This is a genomic window from Oceanobacillus bengalensis (genome assembly GCF_003628445.1).
Lineage (GTDB): Bacteria > Bacillota > Bacilli > Bacillales > Amphibacillaceae > Oceanobacillus > Oceanobacillus bengalensis.
The window spans coordinates 1-18,694 of sequence record NZ_RBZO01000023.1; the positions used below are offsets into that span (position 1 = coordinate 1).

16 protein-coding genes, 1 tRNA gene and 3 pseudogenes are annotated in these 18,694 nt (G+C 37.2%); 5 read left to right on the plus strand and 15 right to left on the minus strand.

All coding sequences use genetic code 11. The annotated features are described in order from the left end of the window. The first annotated feature begins 393 nt into the window (after window positions 1-393). Window positions 394-546 (plus strand): hypothetical protein, encoded by a 153-nt coding sequence (locus D8M05_RS20250; RefSeq protein WP_183072802.1) that lies wholly within the window; start codon window positions 394-396, stop codon window positions 544-546. Between the two features lie 494 nt (window positions 547-1,040). On the opposite strand, the gene D8M05_RS13815 is transcribed toward D8M05_RS20250, so the two are convergent. From D8M05_RS13815 to D8M05_RS13845, 7 genes are all read right to left on the minus strand, one after another. Continuing rightward, entirely contained in the window at window positions 1,041-1,901 is an 861-nt protein-coding gene (locus D8M05_RS13815; protein ID WP_121132791.1) for an AraC family transcriptional regulator, read from the minus strand. Window positions 1,902-2,477: 576 nt separating this feature from the next. Next, window positions 2,478-3,338: an agmatinase gene (speB, locus tag D8M05_RS13820; RefSeq protein WP_183072803.1), complete on the minus strand. Its 861-nt coding sequence runs from the start codon at window positions 3,336-3,338 to the stop codon at window positions 2,478-2,480. Next, window positions 3,328-4,182, minus strand: coding sequence for a polyamine aminopropyltransferase (gene speE / locus D8M05_RS13825; RefSeq protein ID WP_121132793.1), 855 nt, complete (start codon window positions 4,180-4,182; stop codon window positions 3,328-3,330). Before speE ends, speB begins: the two co-directional genes overlap by 11 nt. Continuing rightward, complete coding sequence (speD, locus tag D8M05_RS13830; RefSeq protein WP_121132795.1) at window positions 4,182-4,613, minus strand: adenosylmethionine decarboxylase; 432 nt, start codon at window positions 4,611-4,613, stop codon at window positions 4,182-4,184. Before speD ends, speE begins: the two co-directional genes overlap by 1 nt. After that, window positions 4,614-6,113: an aminotransferase class I/II-fold pyridoxal phosphate-dependent enzyme gene (locus tag D8M05_RS13835; protein WP_245985376.1), complete on the minus strand. Its 1,500-nt coding sequence runs from the start codon at window positions 6,111-6,113 to the stop codon at window positions 4,614-4,616. It lies immediately after the preceding gene. Then, window positions 6,110-7,297, minus strand: coding sequence for a methionine adenosyltransferase (gene metK / locus D8M05_RS13840; protein WP_121132797.1), 1,188 nt, complete (start codon window positions 7,295-7,297; stop codon window positions 6,110-6,112). Before metK ends, D8M05_RS13835 begins: the two co-directional genes overlap by 4 nt. Before the next feature lie 445 nt (window positions 7,298-7,742). After that, entirely contained in the window at window positions 7,743-7,931 is a 189-nt protein-coding gene (locus D8M05_RS13845; RefSeq protein WP_121132799.1) for a hypothetical protein, read from the minus strand. Between the two features lie 931 nt (window positions 7,932-8,862). Between D8M05_RS13845 and D8M05_RS13850 the strand changes: the two genes are divergently transcribed. The 4 genes and pseudogenes from D8M05_RS13850 to D8M05_RS13865 all read left to right on the plus strand — a co-directional run. After that, window positions 8,863-9,801, plus strand: a complete 939-nt coding sequence (locus D8M05_RS13850; protein WP_121132801.1) for an endonuclease — start codon at window positions 8,863-8,865, stop codon at window positions 9,799-9,801. Window positions 9,802-10,327: 526 nt separating this feature from the next. Continuing rightward, complete coding sequence (locus D8M05_RS13860) at window positions 10,328-10,564, plus strand: hypothetical protein (protein WP_245985378.1); 237 nt, start codon at window positions 10,328-10,330, stop codon at window positions 10,562-10,564. Window positions 10,565-10,869: 305 nt separating this feature from the next. Further along, on the plus strand, window positions 10,870-11,031 hold the full coding sequence (locus D8M05_RS20255; RefSeq protein ID WP_183072804.1) for a hypothetical protein: 162 nt from the start codon (window positions 10,870-10,872) through the stop codon (window positions 11,029-11,031). Between the two features lie 94 nt (window positions 11,032-11,125). Next, a pseudogene (locus D8M05_RS13865) lies at window positions 11,126-11,632 on the plus strand (transposase); the annotation flags it as partial. A 465-nt stretch (window positions 11,633-12,097) separates the two neighbouring features. Here the strand turns inward: D8M05_RS13865 and D8M05_RS13875 are convergent. The 8 genes and pseudogenes from D8M05_RS13875 to D8M05_RS13915 all read right to left on the minus strand — a co-directional run bounded on the left by D8M05_RS13875 (window position 12,098) and on the right by D8M05_RS13915 (window position 18,646). Beyond that, window positions 12,098-12,280, minus strand: a complete 183-nt coding sequence (locus D8M05_RS13875; protein WP_121132807.1) for a JAB domain-containing protein — start codon at window positions 12,278-12,280, stop codon at window positions 12,098-12,100. Window positions 12,281-12,399: 119 nt separating this feature from the next. Next, window positions 12,400-14,308, minus strand: a pseudogene (gene ltrA / locus D8M05_RS13880) (group II intron reverse transcriptase/maturase). A gap of 737 nt (window positions 14,309-15,045) precedes the next feature. Further along, window positions 15,046-15,351 (minus strand): annotated as a pseudogene (locus D8M05_RS13885) (JAB domain-containing protein); the annotation flags it as partial. Between the two features lie 130 nt (window positions 15,352-15,481). Then, a complete protein-coding gene (locus D8M05_RS13890) occupies window positions 15,482-15,691 on the minus strand; it encodes a hypothetical protein (protein WP_121132809.1) in 210 nt (69 codons plus the stop codon). A gap of 449 nt (window positions 15,692-16,140) precedes the next feature. Then, window positions 16,141-16,275 carry a flagellin gene (locus D8M05_RS13895; protein WP_425454166.1) on the minus strand — a complete coding sequence of 45 codons (135 nt, stop codon included), beginning with the start codon at window positions 16,273-16,275 and terminating at the stop codon, window positions 16,141-16,143. Window positions 16,276-16,601: 326 nt separating this feature from the next. After that, the gene (locus D8M05_RS20765) at window positions 16,602-17,894 is read right to left on the minus strand and encodes a flagellin N-terminal helical domain-containing protein (RefSeq protein WP_121132813.1); all 1,293 of its coding nucleotides are present in this window, start codon (window positions 17,892-17,894) and stop codon (window positions 16,602-16,604) included. A gap of 317 nt (window positions 17,895-18,211) precedes the next feature. Next, window positions 18,212-18,284 (minus strand) — tRNA-Val (locus D8M05_RS13910). Between the two features lie 125 nt (window positions 18,285-18,409). After that, on the minus strand, window positions 18,410-18,646 hold the full coding sequence (locus tag D8M05_RS13915; RefSeq protein ID WP_121132815.1) for a hypothetical protein: 237 nt from the start codon (window positions 18,644-18,646) through the stop codon (window positions 18,410-18,412). Between the last annotated feature and the right edge of the window lie 48 nt (window positions 18,647-18,694).

Below are 18,694 nucleotides of genomic sequence, written 5' to 3' on the forward strand. Positions count from 1 at the left end.
TTTCTCACTCAATATAATCACTCCTGATGTTTCCCCCTAACATGTCATTAGGGTTATTTTCTATCAAAAGTGGCTCAGTTTTCAATTGCTATGGTGGCTCACTTTTAAGTTACCATATACAACAACTATAATCATTCCTTCACTTGTTTCCATAACACGTATTATGCATTAATAGATATGTAGTATTACTTTTATGAAAGGAGGTAACTGGAAGATGATTAAATTAATTGAGGTGGCTCTCGCCTAAGTCAGGCAATACAAAACCTAAGTAACAGATGTTCTATATCGAAAGAGGGAAAAGTTGTTACCGAATTTCAGGCCGTAATCCGACGACCATAAGTCTTCCCAGTTGTATGTTCAACACTATAAACAACCTAAAGGGAGGATGCAATCGTGCACATGGATATTGCCGTTTTTAAAAGTATTACGAATGACCGGATGGAAGTATTGAAAAACAAAACTTACGGAAAACGAAGCTTTAATGAAAAATATAGAAAGATTGATTGGAAGATGAGCATTAGTATGTTTTTTAGCTCATTATTATAAAGTGAAACTTCAATCAGCGGGGATTCCTTACCTCCCCCACTGATTGTTAGCCCGCCCAATCGGGGTGTTAGCGTCCTTTATCTCCCACCTAGACTTCTCAGTACTACTTCTCGTTCCTTATGTGGGAGTCTTACGGACGGTTGCACCGGGGAAAATTGGAAGACTGGTTAAGTAATGTACGGATGAAATATTTGTTAGTCTGACTTTCGACTTGAACCCGTAGAAATCCCTTCATACAGGGATTTCTACTTTTAACGTATACATAACTATCTTTGTCGACGACCTATAAAAACTAGAAAATTGTTTTCAGGTCCATTAAGGCATTAATTACCATGTCAGACTTTGAAAGATCGCTCTTTAAACTTTAAAGCTCCACTTACTAGCGTCATCTTTGGGATATATGTTCTCCCATAATCAATCTACTCTAAAGAACAGGGGTCACCAACTCTGACCATCCCTCTTTTGGAATTCTAGACTACAAAGAGTTTAGCGACTTATTTTTTTATCGGTATCCAGATCTCGCTATAATAATCCTCTGAAGAAGGGTCCGCATCACTTAGATATACTTCCATTTCTGGTCCACCACTATGCTCATAACCGGTTGCTGGGAACCATTCGGAGAAGATTCTCTCCCAAACCCTTGGCATTGCATTAGGCATTGCACCGTGTACTGGAAATACTGCCCAACTTGCAGAAGGAATCTGTCTTTCTTCCCAATCAAACGGGACTTTTTCAATCTTCTTCTCCGCACAAATGAAATAGGTTAAATGTTCTTGTTGTTTGTCAAAGTCCGTGCATACTCCTATTATTCCTAGTGAGCCACAGTTCTTTGCAAGCTCTCCAACAAAACCATTCTGATTCGATTCATCCCAGAAAGCAGCTATCTTTCGGTTGTTCTCCCCTCCAATGGTACCTGTACGAATACTCTTCCCTACAATCGTAAAAGCCTCTTTTTCAACAATCTTATAATCCATTTCCACATCACCCTTTAACTGAATTTGAAAGGAGAGTTTTGGATAAGCCTTCAAAAAGCGACTATTTTTCTTTGCTACTGACGGACTTACACCATGAATTTTCCGGAATGCTTTTGTAAAAGCTTCTGGACTCACGTATCCATACTTCATTGCAACATCAATCACTTTAGCCTTGGAATGAACAAGTTCCTGTGCGGCAACTGTAATGCGACGATTCCGGATATATTCACTCACTGTATAACCAGTTAGCATACTGAACATCCGCCCGAAGTGAAATTTAGACATACAAGCGATTCCAGCGATATCTTCAATATCAAGATCGTTGTCTAAATTACTCTCCACATACTCGATTGCTTCTAACATTTTTTGAAGTCCCTCCATCTCAAACTCTCCTTTCTATAATCAGTTTATCAGCACTATTTTAGCACTTCCTGTTCTTCCGTGCTCTTTTTTGACAGGGTTTTATGAAACATTCGTTCAATATGTCTAATTGAAGAAGTCTTACAAATCTTTAATCGTATCCGCAGTTAATCTAACCAGGTTTCCTTGAGGTTCAAAAAAAACAGAAAATAAGAATACGATAGGAAGCGTAATAACAGAAAGGTTAAACTTTATAAACTTTTTCAACATTAATGTGTCACCCCTTTACTTTTCTGAATTATCTATAATAATATTATACACTACTTTTACTTTGCAGAAAATTTGTATGATTACTTTCTCTAAGGTATCTTTTAAAATATACTTTACTTTATGCTTATCCCACCCAGAAACATACGATTTATACCTAGTTGAATTATTCAAAGAGTGGTCTGACAAATTTGATCAACGAACAGCATATAGCATATCAGTCAATTTACGCAATAGTAGATAAAAAACAAAAGTCTGCACCCTTAACAAACGAAAGGAACAGACTTTTCTTTTATAATCAACCCAAGTAAAATCAAGCTTACTAACTTACTATTCCACAAGTGTCAATAACATTTCTCTCACAGTCTTACAAGCCATTGCAGTTGAAGCTCCTGATGGGTCATATTGTGGTGAAAGTTCCACAACATCAGCTGCCACAATTTGATTAAGGGATTGTAAGTGTTTGATTGCTTCAAGTAACTCACGATACGTAATACCACCCGGCTCTGGTGTTCCTGTACCAGGGAAAGTACCTGGATCAAGCACATCCAAGTCTATCGTTACGTATACTGGAACATCCTGGAGCTCTTGGACTTTCTCCTTCAGCGTATCAAGTGTAAAACGTTCCAAATACGTATGTTCTTTTGCCCATTCAAACTCTTCCTTCATACCGGAACGAATTCCAAACTGGAAAATCCGCCCGTCCCCGAGGAAATCATGACAACGGCGAATAACAGAAGCATGCGATAACTTTTCTCCTAAATATGCTTCACGTAAATCGGTATGTGCATCAATATGAATTACATGTAGGTTGGGATACTTTTGATAAGCAGCTTGAATCGTTGGTAGGCTTACTAAATGTTCGCCACCAACCATCAAGAACTTTTTCCCATCCTCTAAAACCTCTTGACTATACGCAAGAATTTGGCCCAGCACTTTCTCTGTGTTTCCAAAAGGCAAATCTAAGTCGCCCCCATCATAAATAGAAACATCTTCTAAATCCTTATCCAAGTACGGTGAATAGGTTTCTAATCCAAAGGAATCCGTCCTGATTGCTTGCATCGCAAAACGTGTTCCTGGCCGAAAAGTCGTTGTTCCGTCAAATGGGACACCGAATAAAACAACCTCCGCTTCCATATACGGTTTCTCACAGCCAATAAAGGTACTTAAATGTAATGGTTTATTCACCATGTTCGAGCTCCTTCTTCACGTAGTTTGGAAGACCAAATGCACCAACATGCAATTCCGTATTGTAATACTTTGTCTCTAACCCGAATTTTTTCCAAGCTTCAGCATTCAAATCCTTCATTGGGTCAAACGTTTTCGATGCAAAACCGAATAGCCAATGTCCAGATGGATAGGTTGGTATATGGTATTGATAAACATTTGTGATTGGGAAAATTGCTTTTATCTTGTTACGAGCCTTTCTCATATTGGTAGCATATTCTGCAAAATACGGAGATTCATGCTGATTAATTAAAATTCCATCTTTATTTAATACACGATAACACTCCTGGTAAAAAGCGGTTGTAAACAAACCTTCACCAACGGAAATAGGATCTGTAGAATCAACGAGAATTAGGTCAAAATACGCATCCGGTGCATTCTTTACATAAGCCAAGCCGTCCTCAAATCGAAGGTTCATACGGCTATCCTCTTCAACTCCACTTGCAGTTATTGGCAGAAACTCCTGACATAAACGAAAGACACGCTCATCAATTTCTACCATTACTACTTCTGCAACCGTGGAATAACGTAATACTTCACGTGCTGTCCCTCCATCACCACCACCGATGATTAACACCTTTTTGATAGAAGGATTGGTCGCAAATGCTGGATGTACGATCATATCATGATAAATAAATTCATCCTTTTCATTCACCATCATCAAGCCATCTAATGTGAAAAATGTACCAAATTCTTCTCCCCGGTAAAAGTCGATTTGTTGAAAGGCACTCTTTTCACTGTATAATGCCTTATCATAAGCAATAGAGAATTTACAATCCTTGCTCCACTGTTCGGTATACCAATTCATTACTTCACACCCTTTAACGTTGGTTTTACTTGTACTTCATGGATATCCTGTTCCGCATATTGTTTTATCTTATCTACCATGCCACGTGGTACCTCAAATGACTCTGTTTTCTTTGCTTGTAACTTCTCACCTAAATAATCTGCTGCTTTCCACGGACTAACCGAATCTCCACAAGTATATACGTCCACAGAAGCATAACCATATTCAGGCCAAGTATGGATTGTTAAATGCGATTCTGCTATAATGACCGCACCCGAAACCCCATATGGGTTAAAATGGTGGAAAACGGACTCAACAATGGTTGCCCCCGCGTAATCTGCTGCTTCGTTCATATACTTTTCTATCAATCTATTGTTCTCAATAATATCACTTGGACAACCGTAAAACTCAATCAACACATGTCTTCCTAATGTTGGTAATGCAAAACCCATTTATACCATCTCCTTTACTACTGTAATATGATTCGCTTCCTTTGCTTCTGTTAATACTTCTCCTACTATTTGACGATAATAATGATACTGCTTGACAACATCATGAGAAATCAATTCTCCAGGTATAACAAGTGGGATACCTGGTGGATAAATCATTAACGTATCCGCACTAATCCTACCAATCGCATCATCTATAGGCACTGATTCATGCACAGAATAAAACGCTTCCCTCGGACTTAATGCCAGTTCATTTGCTTGGTCAGCTGTGACATTCGTGGACATGACAACCGTACTTTCACCAAAATTAATCTCTATATCCTTCAATGCTTGAACAAGCTTTCCAATTGAATGAGCCGTATCAGCACTTGTAATGACAGCCATCACGACATATCCTTCCGCAAGTTCCATCTGTATCCCGTATTTTTCTTTTAGAAGGCTATATACTTCAAAACCAGTAAGCCCAATTCCATTCACCCGAATAACGAGCTTTGTCCAATCATGTGATTGATTAAAATGCTTTGAAACATAATCATTTTTTAATATTTCATATCGAGAGCCCGCTTCAATACGGGCGATTGCTTTTTCGACAATCGGCATTAGACTTTCGTAACGTTCACATCCATATAAAGCCAATTCTCTTCTCGCAACATCCAAAGAACTCATTAACAAGTAATTTGCACTTGTCGACTGTAACATACTTAATATCTTTTGAACCGCTTCTGGTGAAACTCTTTCATTCTTTAAAAGCAATATAGAGCTTTGGGTTAAAGAACCACCTGTCTTATGCATGCTGATCGTTATTGCATCTGCACCACATGCAATAGGGTCCATCATTTCTCCTGGAACAAATCCTAAATGCGCCCCATGTGCACTATCCACAATTACTGCGATATCTCTTTCATGTGCAATACGGCATATTTCCTTCAAATCATTCATTGAACCAAAATAAGTCGGATACGTGATCAACAAAGCCTTTGCTTCTGGGTGCTCCTTGATTACCTTCTCAATGTTGCTTACCGACACTCCATGGGAAATACCAAAATGATAGTCTACCTCAGGTTGAATAAACACCGGCTTTGCCCCACTTAAAATAATACCATCCATGACAGATTTATGTGCGTTTCTCGGAACAAGTAACGTATCATTCGGTTTACACACTGCCATAATCATCGTTTGAATACCAACTGTCGTGCCATTTACTAAAAAGTAGGCATGGTCAGCTCCAAATGCCGCCGCAGCGATTTCCTGTGCTTCCTTAATAACAGACTGGGGATGGCTTAGCAAATCTAATTCCTTCATCGAGTTAACGTCCATTCTTAATGCCATTTCCCCTAGCGCCGCTTTCAATGGATTCATCCTAGCACCCATTTTATGTCCAGGCACATCAAATGGGGTGACATCTTGTTTGGCATAGTGAACCAAAGCTTCAAATAAAGGCATTTTATCTTGGTTAATCGCGTGCACACTTGTCGCGACAAGTTCCTTCGTGTTGCTCATCATTGACCAACTCCAGCAACTTCATAGATTGCTAGTGCTTCTTTTAATCTTTCTACTTGATCTGTTCGTTCCCAAGGCACATTCAAATCGTTTCTGCCAAAATGTCCATATGCTGCAACTTGTTTGTATTGCGGCTTTCTTAAATCAAGCATCTTAATAATTCCAGATGGTGTTAAATCAAAAACCTGACGAATCGCATGTAGTAGCTGCTCTACAGGTACGGTTTCCGTTCCAAATGTATCTAAGGCGATACTAATCGGTTCACTCACACCAATTGCATAGGATAGTTGAAGTTCGCATTTCTTCGCAAAACCAGCTACAACGATATTTTTCGCTACATACCGTGCTGCATACGCAGCTGAGCGATCAACTTTTGTACAATCCTTTCCGGAAAATGCTCCACCACCATGTTTAGCAGCACCACCATACGTATCCACAATAATTTTACGTCCGGTTAATCCAGCATCACCATGTGGACCCCCAACAACAAATCGTCCTGTCGGGTTGATTAGAATTCTAAATGAATCATTTAACTTAAAATCACGTGCAGTTTGCTTGATAATTTCTTCTGAGACAAAAGCTTCAAAAGCCTCTTTATCAAAATATTCATCATGCTGAATCGACATTAAAACCGTGTCAATTCTAGGCTGATTCGGTACTGTATAATCAATTGTTACTTGAGATTTCATATCTGGGCGTGCCCATTTAAATGCATTCCTTTTACGTAATTGTGACGCTCTCTTCACAAGCGAATGTGCCATTTCAATCGCAAGCGGCATTAAGGAATCTGTCTCATCTGTTGCGAATCCAAACATAATCCCCTGATCACCGGCTCCAATCTCCTTTGTATCACTTGACGCATCAACACCCATTGCAATATCCGGAGATTGTGTGTGGACAAGGACCTGAACATCACATGTACGTCCATCAATTCCAAATCGTTCATCCGTATAACCAATCTCAATTAATGTTTCACGCGCAATTTTTTCAATATTTAAGTCGGCTTTCGTAGTGATTTCACCACCGACAATTACCGTATTTGTAGTTGTAAATACTTCGCAGGCTACCCTCGAATAGGCATCCTGTTCAAGTGCCGCATCTAGTACCGCATCCGAGATTAAATCAGCAATTTTATCTGGATGTCCTTCCGATACAGACTCTGATGTAAATAAAACCTTTTCAGCCAATCGTAATCATCCCTTTCAAAAAAATTAATTTTGGGCATAAGAAAAAGCTCTCCTACAACCACCTAAGGAAAGCTTCGATTATTATCAGCTGCTTATCCTCTTATTGTTCACAAAACTAGGAAAAGTTTTGCGCTCAGGTTGGGCCCCCATATTTGATTCCCGTGAATCAAACTGGTCGGCCACCGCATCTTCGACCCCTCGTCTCAGCGGCTATTAATAAGATAGACTTTATTTATGCTGAAATTAATATTAATAGATAATGGGTTATTAGTCAATTTGTTTTTTTGTAAATTTTTAGAAGGACATTTCCTTGAGGGGAAAAAGGGAATTCTAGACAATATATCTTCGCCTCACTGGAAGAAATTGAAAGATAAGGAGTTAAAATAAGGATCTACACACCATAAGGACTTTTTCCAAATCATGTGAATAGAGGTTTACCAGCTTTTTAAATTTTGGTTGTTCTTGCAATAGAAAGGTGCTTTAAACCTGCTTCTTTCCAATACTCGATAATTACATCAATATCAACAGTTATATCACGACCAACAACAACTACAGGCCTATGTTTAAATTGAGCTTCATTCTTGAAATATACTATGGCAATCCAATCATCACCTAGTTTAAACTTCTGATTCATAATCTTTGTTCTTTTCATTTAACCAGAATTTATAATTATCGCCCACAACAAAAGAATCATTTGCTATGTCAATATATTTAACCTGTAACTCCTTTAAAACTTCTTTCTTCTCTTCTTTCGATAAACTTTCAATTTCTTGTATTATTTTTTAACAGCCGACATAGTTCTCCTCCTTATATAATAATACTTTTCTATATTGTGATTCATTACAATAATAATGTGTAATGTATTTTCGTGATTAAAATTATTCTTTCATTGCCTATGATTACGTCGTAAAAATGGACTACTGTTGTCATTTTTAATATCAGCAACTGTCACTGATTTACCACTCACTCGACAGAGAATTTCCAAATGGGTAACTTAGGGCTATTTCAATTGGATCTCCACCATCTTGTACCCAATTCATCAATTATTTTCAACATAAGTGTGTTTATTATTTCAAAGTTATTCTTAAAAGAGTCTACTGCACAAGATTATGTTTCTATTTTGTTTTATTTCTTTTTATTTATGTTTATATAATGTGCCCGCAGAATGGTCTGTACCTTGGGTGAGCTTTTGGTTCAGAGGATGGTCAACAGGTTAGTTCGTCAGGTGGTCCGTGGGGTGGTCTATAGTTTGGTCTATTAATTGCTCACCTGATTCTCTTTTTCTCTACCCTTCAATATTACCAAACGATTCACCACTCGTTTTTCGTCCCTCTATCTCAACTTTTTATTATGAGTTACCACTCCTTCCTGTTCACCAAATATTTAAATGGAAAAGGTGGTTTAAGGTATGGCATCAGTCCCATGGGCAAACTCCTAGCGTTGTACTGAAAATGTAAATATCTCCTTTTGATTCATATTTCCATCCTGTTGTTTTTTAATTTTAGTCTACTTATGTATACATTTTTATTCTATAATAGATTAAAATGTATTGAAAGGTTGATACAATGAAACACTCTGTACCGGATAACTTCCTATCATATATTTGCGGAAAATTGTTAGGTGATGGATGTATCATCCTTCAACCTGGTCGAAAGCCAAGATTTCAGTTTATTCATACTGTCAGCGACCTAGAATGGTGCCAATATTGTTATGAACAATTAAGTCCGTACTTGCCACTTAATCCACCTACATATAGAAAAACAAATGATATTAGAATTTCAAAAGGTTTTACCGAAAGCTATATGGTTCAATCGAAAACATCTGAAATTATTACATATCTAGAATCTGTTTGGTATACAGATCAACGAAAAAAAATAATCCCTTTTGACTTTTTAGAAAAACATTTAGATGAAAGGGCGTTAGCATGGTGGTACTTAGACGACGGTCACCTAAAGATTAACAATAATACTCCAAAGAAAATTATTCTTTCCACAGACAACTTTAGCAATAGTGAGAATCGAGTGCTAATAGATGTACTTCAGCAAAAATTTTCCTTATATTTCTCAATAGACGGTCAAAATCGATTAATATTATATGACCAACTTCAAATTTATTATTTTTATAAATTAGTTAAACCATTCTTGCACCAATCAATGATCAGGAAAATGATTAATACACAAGTAACTACAACAAACACACCACCAAAAAGGACGACAATATACCTTCCTAAAGAAATAAATTTATCCAAACCAACTAGAGAAATAAATAATATACTAGATTCATTACCTTTGCTTCATGCAATTGCTTGTGATAGGGATAGCTATATATACTATTATAAAAAGTATTTCTTACAACTAAAAGATGTTGCAGACACTAAATCATATCAAATTAAAATCGATGAAAAACATTGGCATATTATTCAATCTATCAAATCTGTAACAGGGCTGAATAATAGTCAAATTGCTACCATTTGCCTCACCTTTAAAATTAACAAAATTCCTTAAATTATCTACTGATTTAGTGGGTTGATTTCAAGGGAACTAAAGTGAAATGAATTTAAAGGAAAATATAAAATGGCAAGATGAAGAATTTATATTGGCAATAGTTCATGTAATTGATATTAGGTGGGAGAATTGGGTTATATTTTTGAAAATATTATTATCAAAATTTTCTGTCTCTCAAGATAATGTTTCTATTTTAATTATTTTCCTTTCGTTTATTTTATATTTATATAATAGGTTCGTTAAGTGGTTTGTTTAGTGGTTCATTAAGTGATCCATCCTTGAGTATGCTGCTGGTCCAGAAGTTAGTCAGCAAGGGGTTCATTTATCAGTAGCGGAGATCGACTGTAGTTTAGATTACAGATGCGAGGTTCATTGGAATATTAAAGAGCAGCCTTGCTTTGAATAAAAAGTACTTTTTGAACTTTACATCAAAACTACCTAAATTTTTCGTTAAATATATTTATAGAAATTAATAGTGCTTTATGTTATAATTAGAACAAACGATCTTATAGGTGTTGAATATAAAATGTTTGATAAACTTACTCCTGTTCAAATCAATACACTAGCCGCAAGTATCATTGGAGATGGTGAAATTACTAAAATATATCCAAATAGTAGAAGAAAGAATAATAGTTACCGTGAGCATTATGGTATTGAACAAATGAAGTATAGGAAATGGAAAGCACAGATTATGGAAGGATTATTTTATATCACTCCTAAGAGTAATACGTTTAGATCAAAAACATCACAACAACTGATGTGATGAGATCATATGGATCTGTTGTTTAATAAACCTACTGAGCTAAAAAAGCAAGCTAGACTTCTGTGAACTGATAATTAATTATCTGAATTTTAATGTAGTGATCCATTACACAATACAGACATAATTTTCAAATTAAATAAAAAAATGCCTATACCTATTGCCCTAGCCCTTCCCTAATTTCACCACTGTTCTTATATTTTGTATTTTAATACTATTGACATATCCCTAAATGTTAATTAATATACGAAACTTTTAACCTATGAATTTCGTAGTATAAATATCCTAATCTGAAGGGAGGAATAAAAATGGCTGGAAATTCTGGTAATCATCGTGATGGAGCTGTAACAGGTAGAAGTCAGTTTAAAGGTCCAAACGGAAATTATATTAAACGTGATACTAAAACTGGAAGATTTATGGATCAAAAAACATCAGGCGGGAAATTCAAAGGCGTCCGTAAAGAAAAATAACCTCATACGTATCTATCCTTAGGGATAGATACTCAAGTCAATATAATGGACCCATAAATCTAGACACGAAATAAGGAGATGTTAAAGTAGATTTATGAGTAGAAGAAAAAGATATACATCAGAATTCAAATCACAAATCGTGCTAGAAATTTTAAAAGAAGAGAAAACCATTTCTGAGATCTCCTCAGAACATGGAATTCACACAAATCAATTGCGTCAGTGGCGCAAAGCAGCTCTTGAACAAATGCCACAAATTTTTGAGAAAGATAACAAGAAAGTCGACCAAATGAAGGAGGATTACGAAAACCAAATCGAAAACTTATATGCTGAAGTAGGTCGGCTTACCACGCAATTGTCGTGGCTTAAAAAAAATCTGGAATCAAAGACTAGGGCTGAACGCTTGGACATGCTTGATTGGGATTGTTCAGAAATGCCTATAAAGACACAAGCAGAGCTATTAAGTCTCAATCGCTAAAGTCTATACTATAGACCAGTGGAACCTTCACCAGAAGAGCTATTCATCAAGAATCGAATTGATGAAATATACACAGAACTACCATTTTATGGATCTAGACGAATCTCAGAAACATTAAAACAAGAAGGGCTGCCCCCAAGTTATATAATAATGTCGGCAGTTTTTTCATACGAAAATCATTATTGTTCCCTTTCTTCTCATTAATTCCGCAAAACATGTTTTTATTCCTTTTAGTTTTGTCGTAAGATTGCAGAAAGTAATGTCGTGAGTCCTCGCTTAGTCACACATAAATCTCATAAGCAATCTTGTTCCCCATTCTTAATCCATACTTCGTACAGCTTCCTTCTTGTTTCCATATCCAGTACATAACCAGCAATCCACTCATACCCTTCATCATCTACATATGAAAGTGTTTCAATCAGTAATGGGTTAGATAGTTTTTCTAAGTGTTCAGCTGGGATGAGTAAATCATCTATTTCTTTATGATAGAATTCATAGGCTTCATAACCTACGTCCTCACCCTTGACTTCAATATTAAAATTTTTTTATTGTTCCTACAAACCAATCTAAATGCATCCTTTCCTTCTCCTGTCAAATGTATTCTTTTTCTTTGAGGGAAACGTATTCCCCATCACCTAGCACAATGTGGTCAAGAACGTCAATCCCAATGATCTTACCTGCTTCTACTAATTTTTTAGTAACCCCCACATCTTCTCTGCTTTCAGCACTTTTCCCACTGGATAGCAATAGGTAAGGCTTTGAAGTAATCTTCACCTTTTCCCCTGCTCCACACCGTGCATACAACTTTCATCGCACACGGCATTCCATCGTTTGTCATCTATTTCATTTTCCTCAATCGTGTTCTAATTATTAAACTTCCCTAGTTTGTCGTATTAAAGTTCTTTGTTGCCAACTAATAATCGCAGATTGTTCAGCTTTTTCATTTGTTCCTCATTTAAATTCAAATGTCCAAGATATATACGGATTGTGTCTTTTTCGGTCGTATGGATTAGCCGATGAACATCCCTATTAATCAATACTAATTGGAATATCTATCGTCCTTTGTCTCGCTCCATAAACGTTTATGGTGACAGTCCATCTCCGTCAATATCAGCTCTTCCCCTAGAATCGCACATTTTCCTTTTTGAGCAATGAACAGTGAAATTCGATTATCATTGAATTCTATCGTTGCTCTTTCGTTAATGACTGGGTGTTCCCTAATCCACTGAACTTGCCAGTTCGGAACCGCTCTCTGTTCTTTATGCATTATTTCTCGTCCCTCAATGGTGAATTTATTGACACCATTTTTCGGCATTAATGCGTTTCTGGTTTTTATGAAACCAATAGGAATAAGAGGGTATCCATTGATATATCTTGTCATTTTCGATTTTAAATAAGGCTCTAAGCCTTTATCTTTGATTACATAGTTAGTTGATTTCATCAGTGAAAACTGCTTTAATCGCTGACGCTCCACTAATGTCAGTTGGTATTGTATCGGCATCAAGCTTGCGTTTACTTGCGTTGCAATTTGGTAATAATTATGAATACCGATGACCATACTATTGTAGATTTGAATGTTTTTGATTAAATCAGTTACGTTAGGTGCTTTTTGCATAAGCTTGATTTGGTCTTTGAGTTGTTTCTTAATCCTCATGCGTGCTTTTTCTGCTACACGCGATTGACAGACAAAGTTTTTACGTCCAAGACGGTCAATTCCTTTTTGTTCCATTCTCAGTTCAAAGCCGAGAAACTCGCTACTTTTCTTTTTCAGATTTGTAATTTGAGATTTCTCATCCGAAATAGGAAGGCTTAACCGTTCTTCTAACCACATTTTACTTGCAACGAAAATCTTTTCGGCATTTGGCCGTGTTGTCGTAAAGATTTTAAAATCGTCTGCATAGCGAACAATGTACATTTCTTTCAGTTTAGAAGTTTCCCTTATTTTTCTATACCTATACTGATGGCTATACAATCCAGTTTTCTTATTTAGGTAGTCGTTGATATTACGACATTTCTTACTTTCCCACTGATTCGCTATCCACCAATCAAATTCATTTAAATTGATATTAGCTAGTAGAGGAGAAAGTATTCCTCCTTGCGGTGTCCCTTTTGTTGGATAAACCGTTTTTCCGTTTGGTAAAACGATAGGTGCTTTGAGCATTTTCCGAATGATGACAAGTAATTGCTTGTCTTGAATGCCCATTGTCCATATTTGTTGCATTAGTTTTGAATGTTTCACCTCATCAAAAAATCCTTTGATATCAACATCCACAACGTACTGCATTTTACTTCTACTTATCCGACCAGCACATGCTGCGATTGCATTTTCTGCTGATTTTGTTGGACGAAAACCAAAACTGTACTTATAAAATTTCGCTTCACATATAGGTTCCAAAACTTGTAAAATGCATTGTTGTGCTACACGATCCCACATAGAAGGAATCCCTAAAGGTCTTGTTTTCCCATTAGGTTTTGGTATTTCCACACGTCTTACTTTCCGAGGATTGTAATATGCGAACCTCTTCTTCACAATCTCAATGAAGTCATTTGGACCCAACTTTTCAATATCATTGATTGTGACTTTATCCACTCCACCGTTGCACTTCCGTTATTTCGCTTGATATTGCGATAAGCGAGAAGGATATTATCGCCTAAAGTAATGATGGACATTAGATTCGTAAATTTTTGGTTTTCTTTACTTTTTGCAAAAAGCATATCAAAGGTTTCTGTCATGCCGTAATACTCCGCGCGACGTAGCCTCGTGTTTTTCATTCTAGGGATTTTCTTATAATTTTCTTTCAAGGTCTATCACGCTCCAAACTTGGCCCGTGACCTTTTTAGTCATACGAGAATCCTTGAGGTAATTGAGTTGAAATTGTTTGACTAAACGACTTGAGGCTATTGCTCCATTTCCATTACAGAAACTTCAAAGCTCATGCCTCTACTTTCACTATCACAAAAGGAAGTTATAGACGAATCCTTTCCTTCCTACCACTTCACCCCGAGTGTGAACTCTCCATGTTGATAGCTTTCCACGTTCCCTTAACTCTATCTATACCTTAACTTAGGTGCTAGCTCTTGCCTGGCGTCCTCTCCATCGCCTGTAACGATGCATGGAGCTTTCGAAACCACCATAGGTACTCGCCCACGGAACGCACTTGATTCTTTCATCAAGCCCACTCATTTCTAAGTGCTCGCCACTTACAGACATTTCATTCGCTAGTTCGTCAGTGTTTTACCACATTCTCACCATATTAAGTTTTTAGCGACTCCCGGCCTATCAGTTGCACTAACTACCACTAGTTAGGTTTCGGTTACTAGGTAAACTAGCACTACGACAACTTTCAGCCGACTTCACCGAGCTTCATACCCTACTCTTTTACACATTCGAATAACGCATGTCGGAGTATCAGAGTAGGCATTTCAAGGCGTTACCCTATCATTCTACCTATCGAGTTAAGAGTTCACGACTCTCTTACTTGTCAATATTGACGTTCGGACAGCGTGCGTAACCTTTTCAGTTACGAACGTGTCGCACGATGATTATGTCCGACAAGGATTGAAGGAGCATTACTTAAAATAGCAGGCTTGAAGCACTCCCTTGGATGTACTATGCTTGCATTTAGGCTTCCAATGTGGCAAATGTTAATGGCTGTTGGCTGATTCTTGGTGTCTAAACAAACAACAACGACAAAGTATTCCCTATCCACGTCTCCTAAGAACTGGTTCAACAATTGATAGCCATCTTCTGGACTTCGTACACTGCGATTCTTGTAAAGCATGCTCGACTCCTTCACTAGCTTTAAGCTAATAATCTTCACACGTTTTGCTGATTGATTTTTCATGATTACATTCCTCCTCCAAAATAGAAAAAGGACTTCCCTCCGAAGAGAGAAGCCCTGATTTGATGAACATAATGTACATGTATGTTCATTATTATGATATATGCTTATTATTCTAGTTGTTTCGCCAATCCTAATCATTTTGATTTAACCTTTCCATCACAATCCTCCACTCCTTTTCATTACAAACCGAGTACATCTTTGAAAAGGGGCTATTTATTCTTATAATTCTTTCGTTCTCAAATAACTCAGCTGTGCCCCTTTCCAAATTATTTAATAGCCATTTTACTGGTCTTTGAATGCCTATGCCATCAAAGGATGTGCTAAATTTCACAATTTCCATTTTCACTCACCTCCACCCCAAATTACCAAAAATAAAAGAGACCCTAGCAAAACTAGAGTCCCTTCCAAATAATATAAAATTAACGAAGAAGTTGTAAAACTCCTTGTGGTAATTGGTTGGCTTGCTTTGCCGCTATGTCTTTCAATCATAGAATAGACTATATCTTCATCCATCTTTTCATGGAGCTGGGCACTTCGAACAGCTTTTGCTGCCCTACGAGATTCATAGTCATAGCTTTTCCTTAGACCGTGTTCTCTAGTCGTTGAACCTTCTCCAGAGTTTCCTCACAGGAGCTTGGCTGCTGATTATCCATTGTTTCATCTTCATCATTTTTAAACCTTCACGCTGACCGTTTACAGTTACGTTGTGGTTAATGAAGCTTTAGGAAGTTCCAGCAATTCACCCAGTTATCCTCTTATCCATTACCAGATAAGACGCCCTTTCAATCATTACTGTAAAAGTTGTAAAACTCCTTGAGGTAACTGATTCGATTGAGCCAGCATTGCTTGTGATGCTTGAGAAAGAATAGAATTCTTAGTTTGTTCCATCATTTCTTTCGCCATCGTGCGAACATTTATTTTCATAAATGACTAGACTATATCTTCACCTTCTAGCAATCTAGTAAGGGTCGGGCACTTCGGATTCACAATGCTGATGGTCATTGTTTCACCTATAGATTTCATCATCTTGAGCTGAGCCTTTAGATGGTCTATCCTAGTCGTTGAGCCTTCTCCACTCTTTCGAGACAGGAGCTTGGCTGCTGATTGCCCAATCTTTTCTTTTTTCAAACCATCACGCTTGTCGTTTCCAACTACGTTGTGGTAAGAAAAGTTCTAAGGGGTTTCCAGCAATTCACCCGATAATTATCTCTAGCCGTTACCAGCTAGGACGACTGTGCTTGTCACCGCTATTAAGCAGCTAAAGCATAATCTACGTCACGGATACGAGATTCCGCTGCTGTTAGGTTTTCACTTGAAGTATTCAAGTTATTAATTGTATGGTCTAAACGGTTTTGATAAGCACCTAATTTTGACCTTTCTGAAGATACACTTTGAATTGCCTTGTCAATAGTTTCAATTGCATTTTCTGCACCAGATTGACTTTGTACATCTAAACTATTAACACCCAAATCACTTGTTGTCATACTGTTAATATTTATTGACATGGTCTGACCTTTATTAGCACCTATATGCGCTGTTAGGGCGTTTTGCACAACATCAACAGAACCAGCCGCAGCTTCGGATGTTGCAGCTGTAGTAGTCAAATTAACTTTTAATCCAGCAGTATCACCAGAACCAGTTAATGTTAACCCCTTACCGCTAGCAGCCACACCATCAATAGTACCTGCAACATCAACCCCTGCATCCGTCTTATCAGTTGATGCATCTGCAGTTAATTTCATTTCAGCTGTAACTGCATTAGCTGTAATAGTAATAGAGCTGTCAGCACCATATTCTGTAGTCTTTAATTCCAAAGCAGAAGTAGTACCATCTCCAGTTACAGTAACTCCAATATTAGCATTGTTCACTGCATTTTTAAAATTAGAAGCTGTAGCTGCTGCGTCTGCATTGTCAAATTCAAATGAAATTGAATGACCATTGATTTCAACTGTTTTATTGCCACTTGCTTCTGTTAAATCAGCATCAGCAAAAGTATCTGATGCCGTAGCTGTAGCTTGTTCTGCCGCAGTAGTTACTTCAACAGCATAAGTTCCTGCTAAAGTTTGTTCTGAAGCTTGTGCAGAAGCTACATTGGCATTACTAGAGAAGTTAACTTTAGCACCAGAATCACCATTTAAAAGTTTCTTAGTATTGAATTCAGTTTGCGTAGATATTCTATCAATTTCTTCTTTTAATTGGTTAACTTCTTTTTGAATTTCAGCTCTATCATCTGCAGTGTTAGTATCATTGGCAGATTGAACACTTAATTCACGCATACGTTGAAGAATAGAATGCGTTTCATTTAAACCACCTTCAGCAGTTTGAATCAAAGATGTTGCATCCTGTGCATTCTTAGCAGCCATATCTAACCCACGAATCTGTCCACGCATTTTTTCAGAGATTGCAAGACCTGCTGCATCATCTTTTGCGCTGTTAATACGAAGTCCTGAAGACAATTTCTCCATTGAATTTTGTTGCGCTGCATTTGCTGCACCCAACTGACGATGTGTGTTAAGTGCTGCGATATTGTGATTGATAATCATTTTCCCTTACCTCCATGTAAGTGTATTTTATTTTTACGAGTCACATCCTTGTGTCCCGCATATATAACAACTCTTTTTTAGAGTTATTAACAAGATTTACGTTAAGGCCTTAACTTAACAAATCATCTCTTTGATGATTATTACATTATTTATATCGGCATGTTTTGATAATGTTTAACATTTTTTATCTTTTTTTGTAGATTTTTTTAATCTGTCATGCGTACTATTGATTAGTAAAATGTGTAATAATCTCTCAAAAAACAACAAAAAAGGCGCCAATCCCCTGATAAACAAAGAATTAACGCCTTTTTAAGTAATGATTCCGATTGGGCTCGAACCAACGACCTCCACCCTGTCAAGGTGGCGCTCTCCCAGCTGAGCTACGGAATCAAAATATTAATTTATAATTTTACTATAATAGCATTCCGAGTATCTGTCAATTATTTTACCGAAGAATAGAGAAGACTTTCATCAACCTTCCCTCTTCTACAAACTCAGGCATTATTCCAATTCACTCAATCCAACTCCACCCCATACTCCTCTTCCAACTCCCTGTACATTTCCTTCAACCTCGGCTTCTTCGCAATAATCGTCCTCGCCCGTTCAGCCACATTCATCAATTCACTATTCTGTTCTTCCCTTGGTAGCCCTTTTTGAAATTTGTACGTCTCATGCATTGTATTTTCCAATAGTTTCAATATAGCATGTTGCGTTTTAACCGCTTGTAACAGTAACTCCTCTTTTTCGCTCATTTTGATCTCCTTCTTCCATTTATCTTGTCTGTATAATAGCCAATAAAA

Excerpts from the sequence above, each read along its gene's own strand:
- D8M05_RS13815 (WP_121132791.1), bottom strand. The coding sequence starts at position 1,901 with ATGGAGGGACTTCAAAAAATGTTAGAAGCAATCGAGTATGTGGAGAGT.
- speB (WP_183072803.1), bottom strand. The coding sequence starts at position 3,338 with ATGGTGAATAAACCATTACATTTAAGTACCTTTATTGGCTGTGAGAAA.
- speE (WP_121132793.1), bottom strand. The coding sequence starts at position 4,182 with ATGAATTGGTATACCGAACAGTGGAGCAAGGATTGTAAATTCTCTATT.
- speD (WP_121132795.1), bottom strand. The coding sequence starts at position 4,613 with ATGGGTTTTGCATTACCAACATTAGGAAGACATGTGTTGATTGAGTTT.
- D8M05_RS13835 (WP_245985376.1), bottom strand. The coding sequence starts at position 6,113 with ATGATGAGCAACACGAAGGAACTTGTCGCGACAAGTGTGCACGCGATT.
- D8M05_RS13845 (WP_121132799.1), bottom strand. The coding sequence starts at position 7,931 with ATGAATCAGAAGTTTAAACTAGGTGATGATTGGATTGCCATAGTATAT.
- D8M05_RS13850 (WP_121132801.1), top strand. The coding sequence starts at position 8,863 with ATGAAACACTCTGTACCGGATAACTTCCTATCATATATTTGCGGAAAA.
- D8M05_RS13860 (WP_245985378.1), top strand. The coding sequence starts at position 10,328 with ATGTTTGATAAACTTACTCCTGTTCAAATCAATACACTAGCCGCAAGT.
- D8M05_RS20255 (WP_183072804.1), top strand. The coding sequence starts at position 10,870 with ATGGCTGGAAATTCTGGTAATCATCGTGATGGAGCTGTAACAGGTAGA.
- D8M05_RS13890 (WP_121132809.1), bottom strand. The coding sequence starts at position 15,691 with ATGGAAATTGTGAAATTTAGCACATCCTTTGATGGCATAGGCATTCAA.
- D8M05_RS13895 (WP_425454166.1), bottom strand. The coding sequence starts at position 16,275 with ATGAAAATAAATGTTCGCACGATGGCGAAAGAAATGATGGAACAAACT.
- D8M05_RS20765 (WP_121132813.1), bottom strand. The coding sequence starts at position 17,894 with ATGATTATCAATCACAATATCGCAGCACTTAACACACATCGTCAGTTG.
- D8M05_RS13915 (WP_121132815.1), bottom strand. The coding sequence starts at position 18,646 with ATGAGCGAAAAAGAGGAGTTACTGTTACAAGCGGTTAAAACGCAACAT.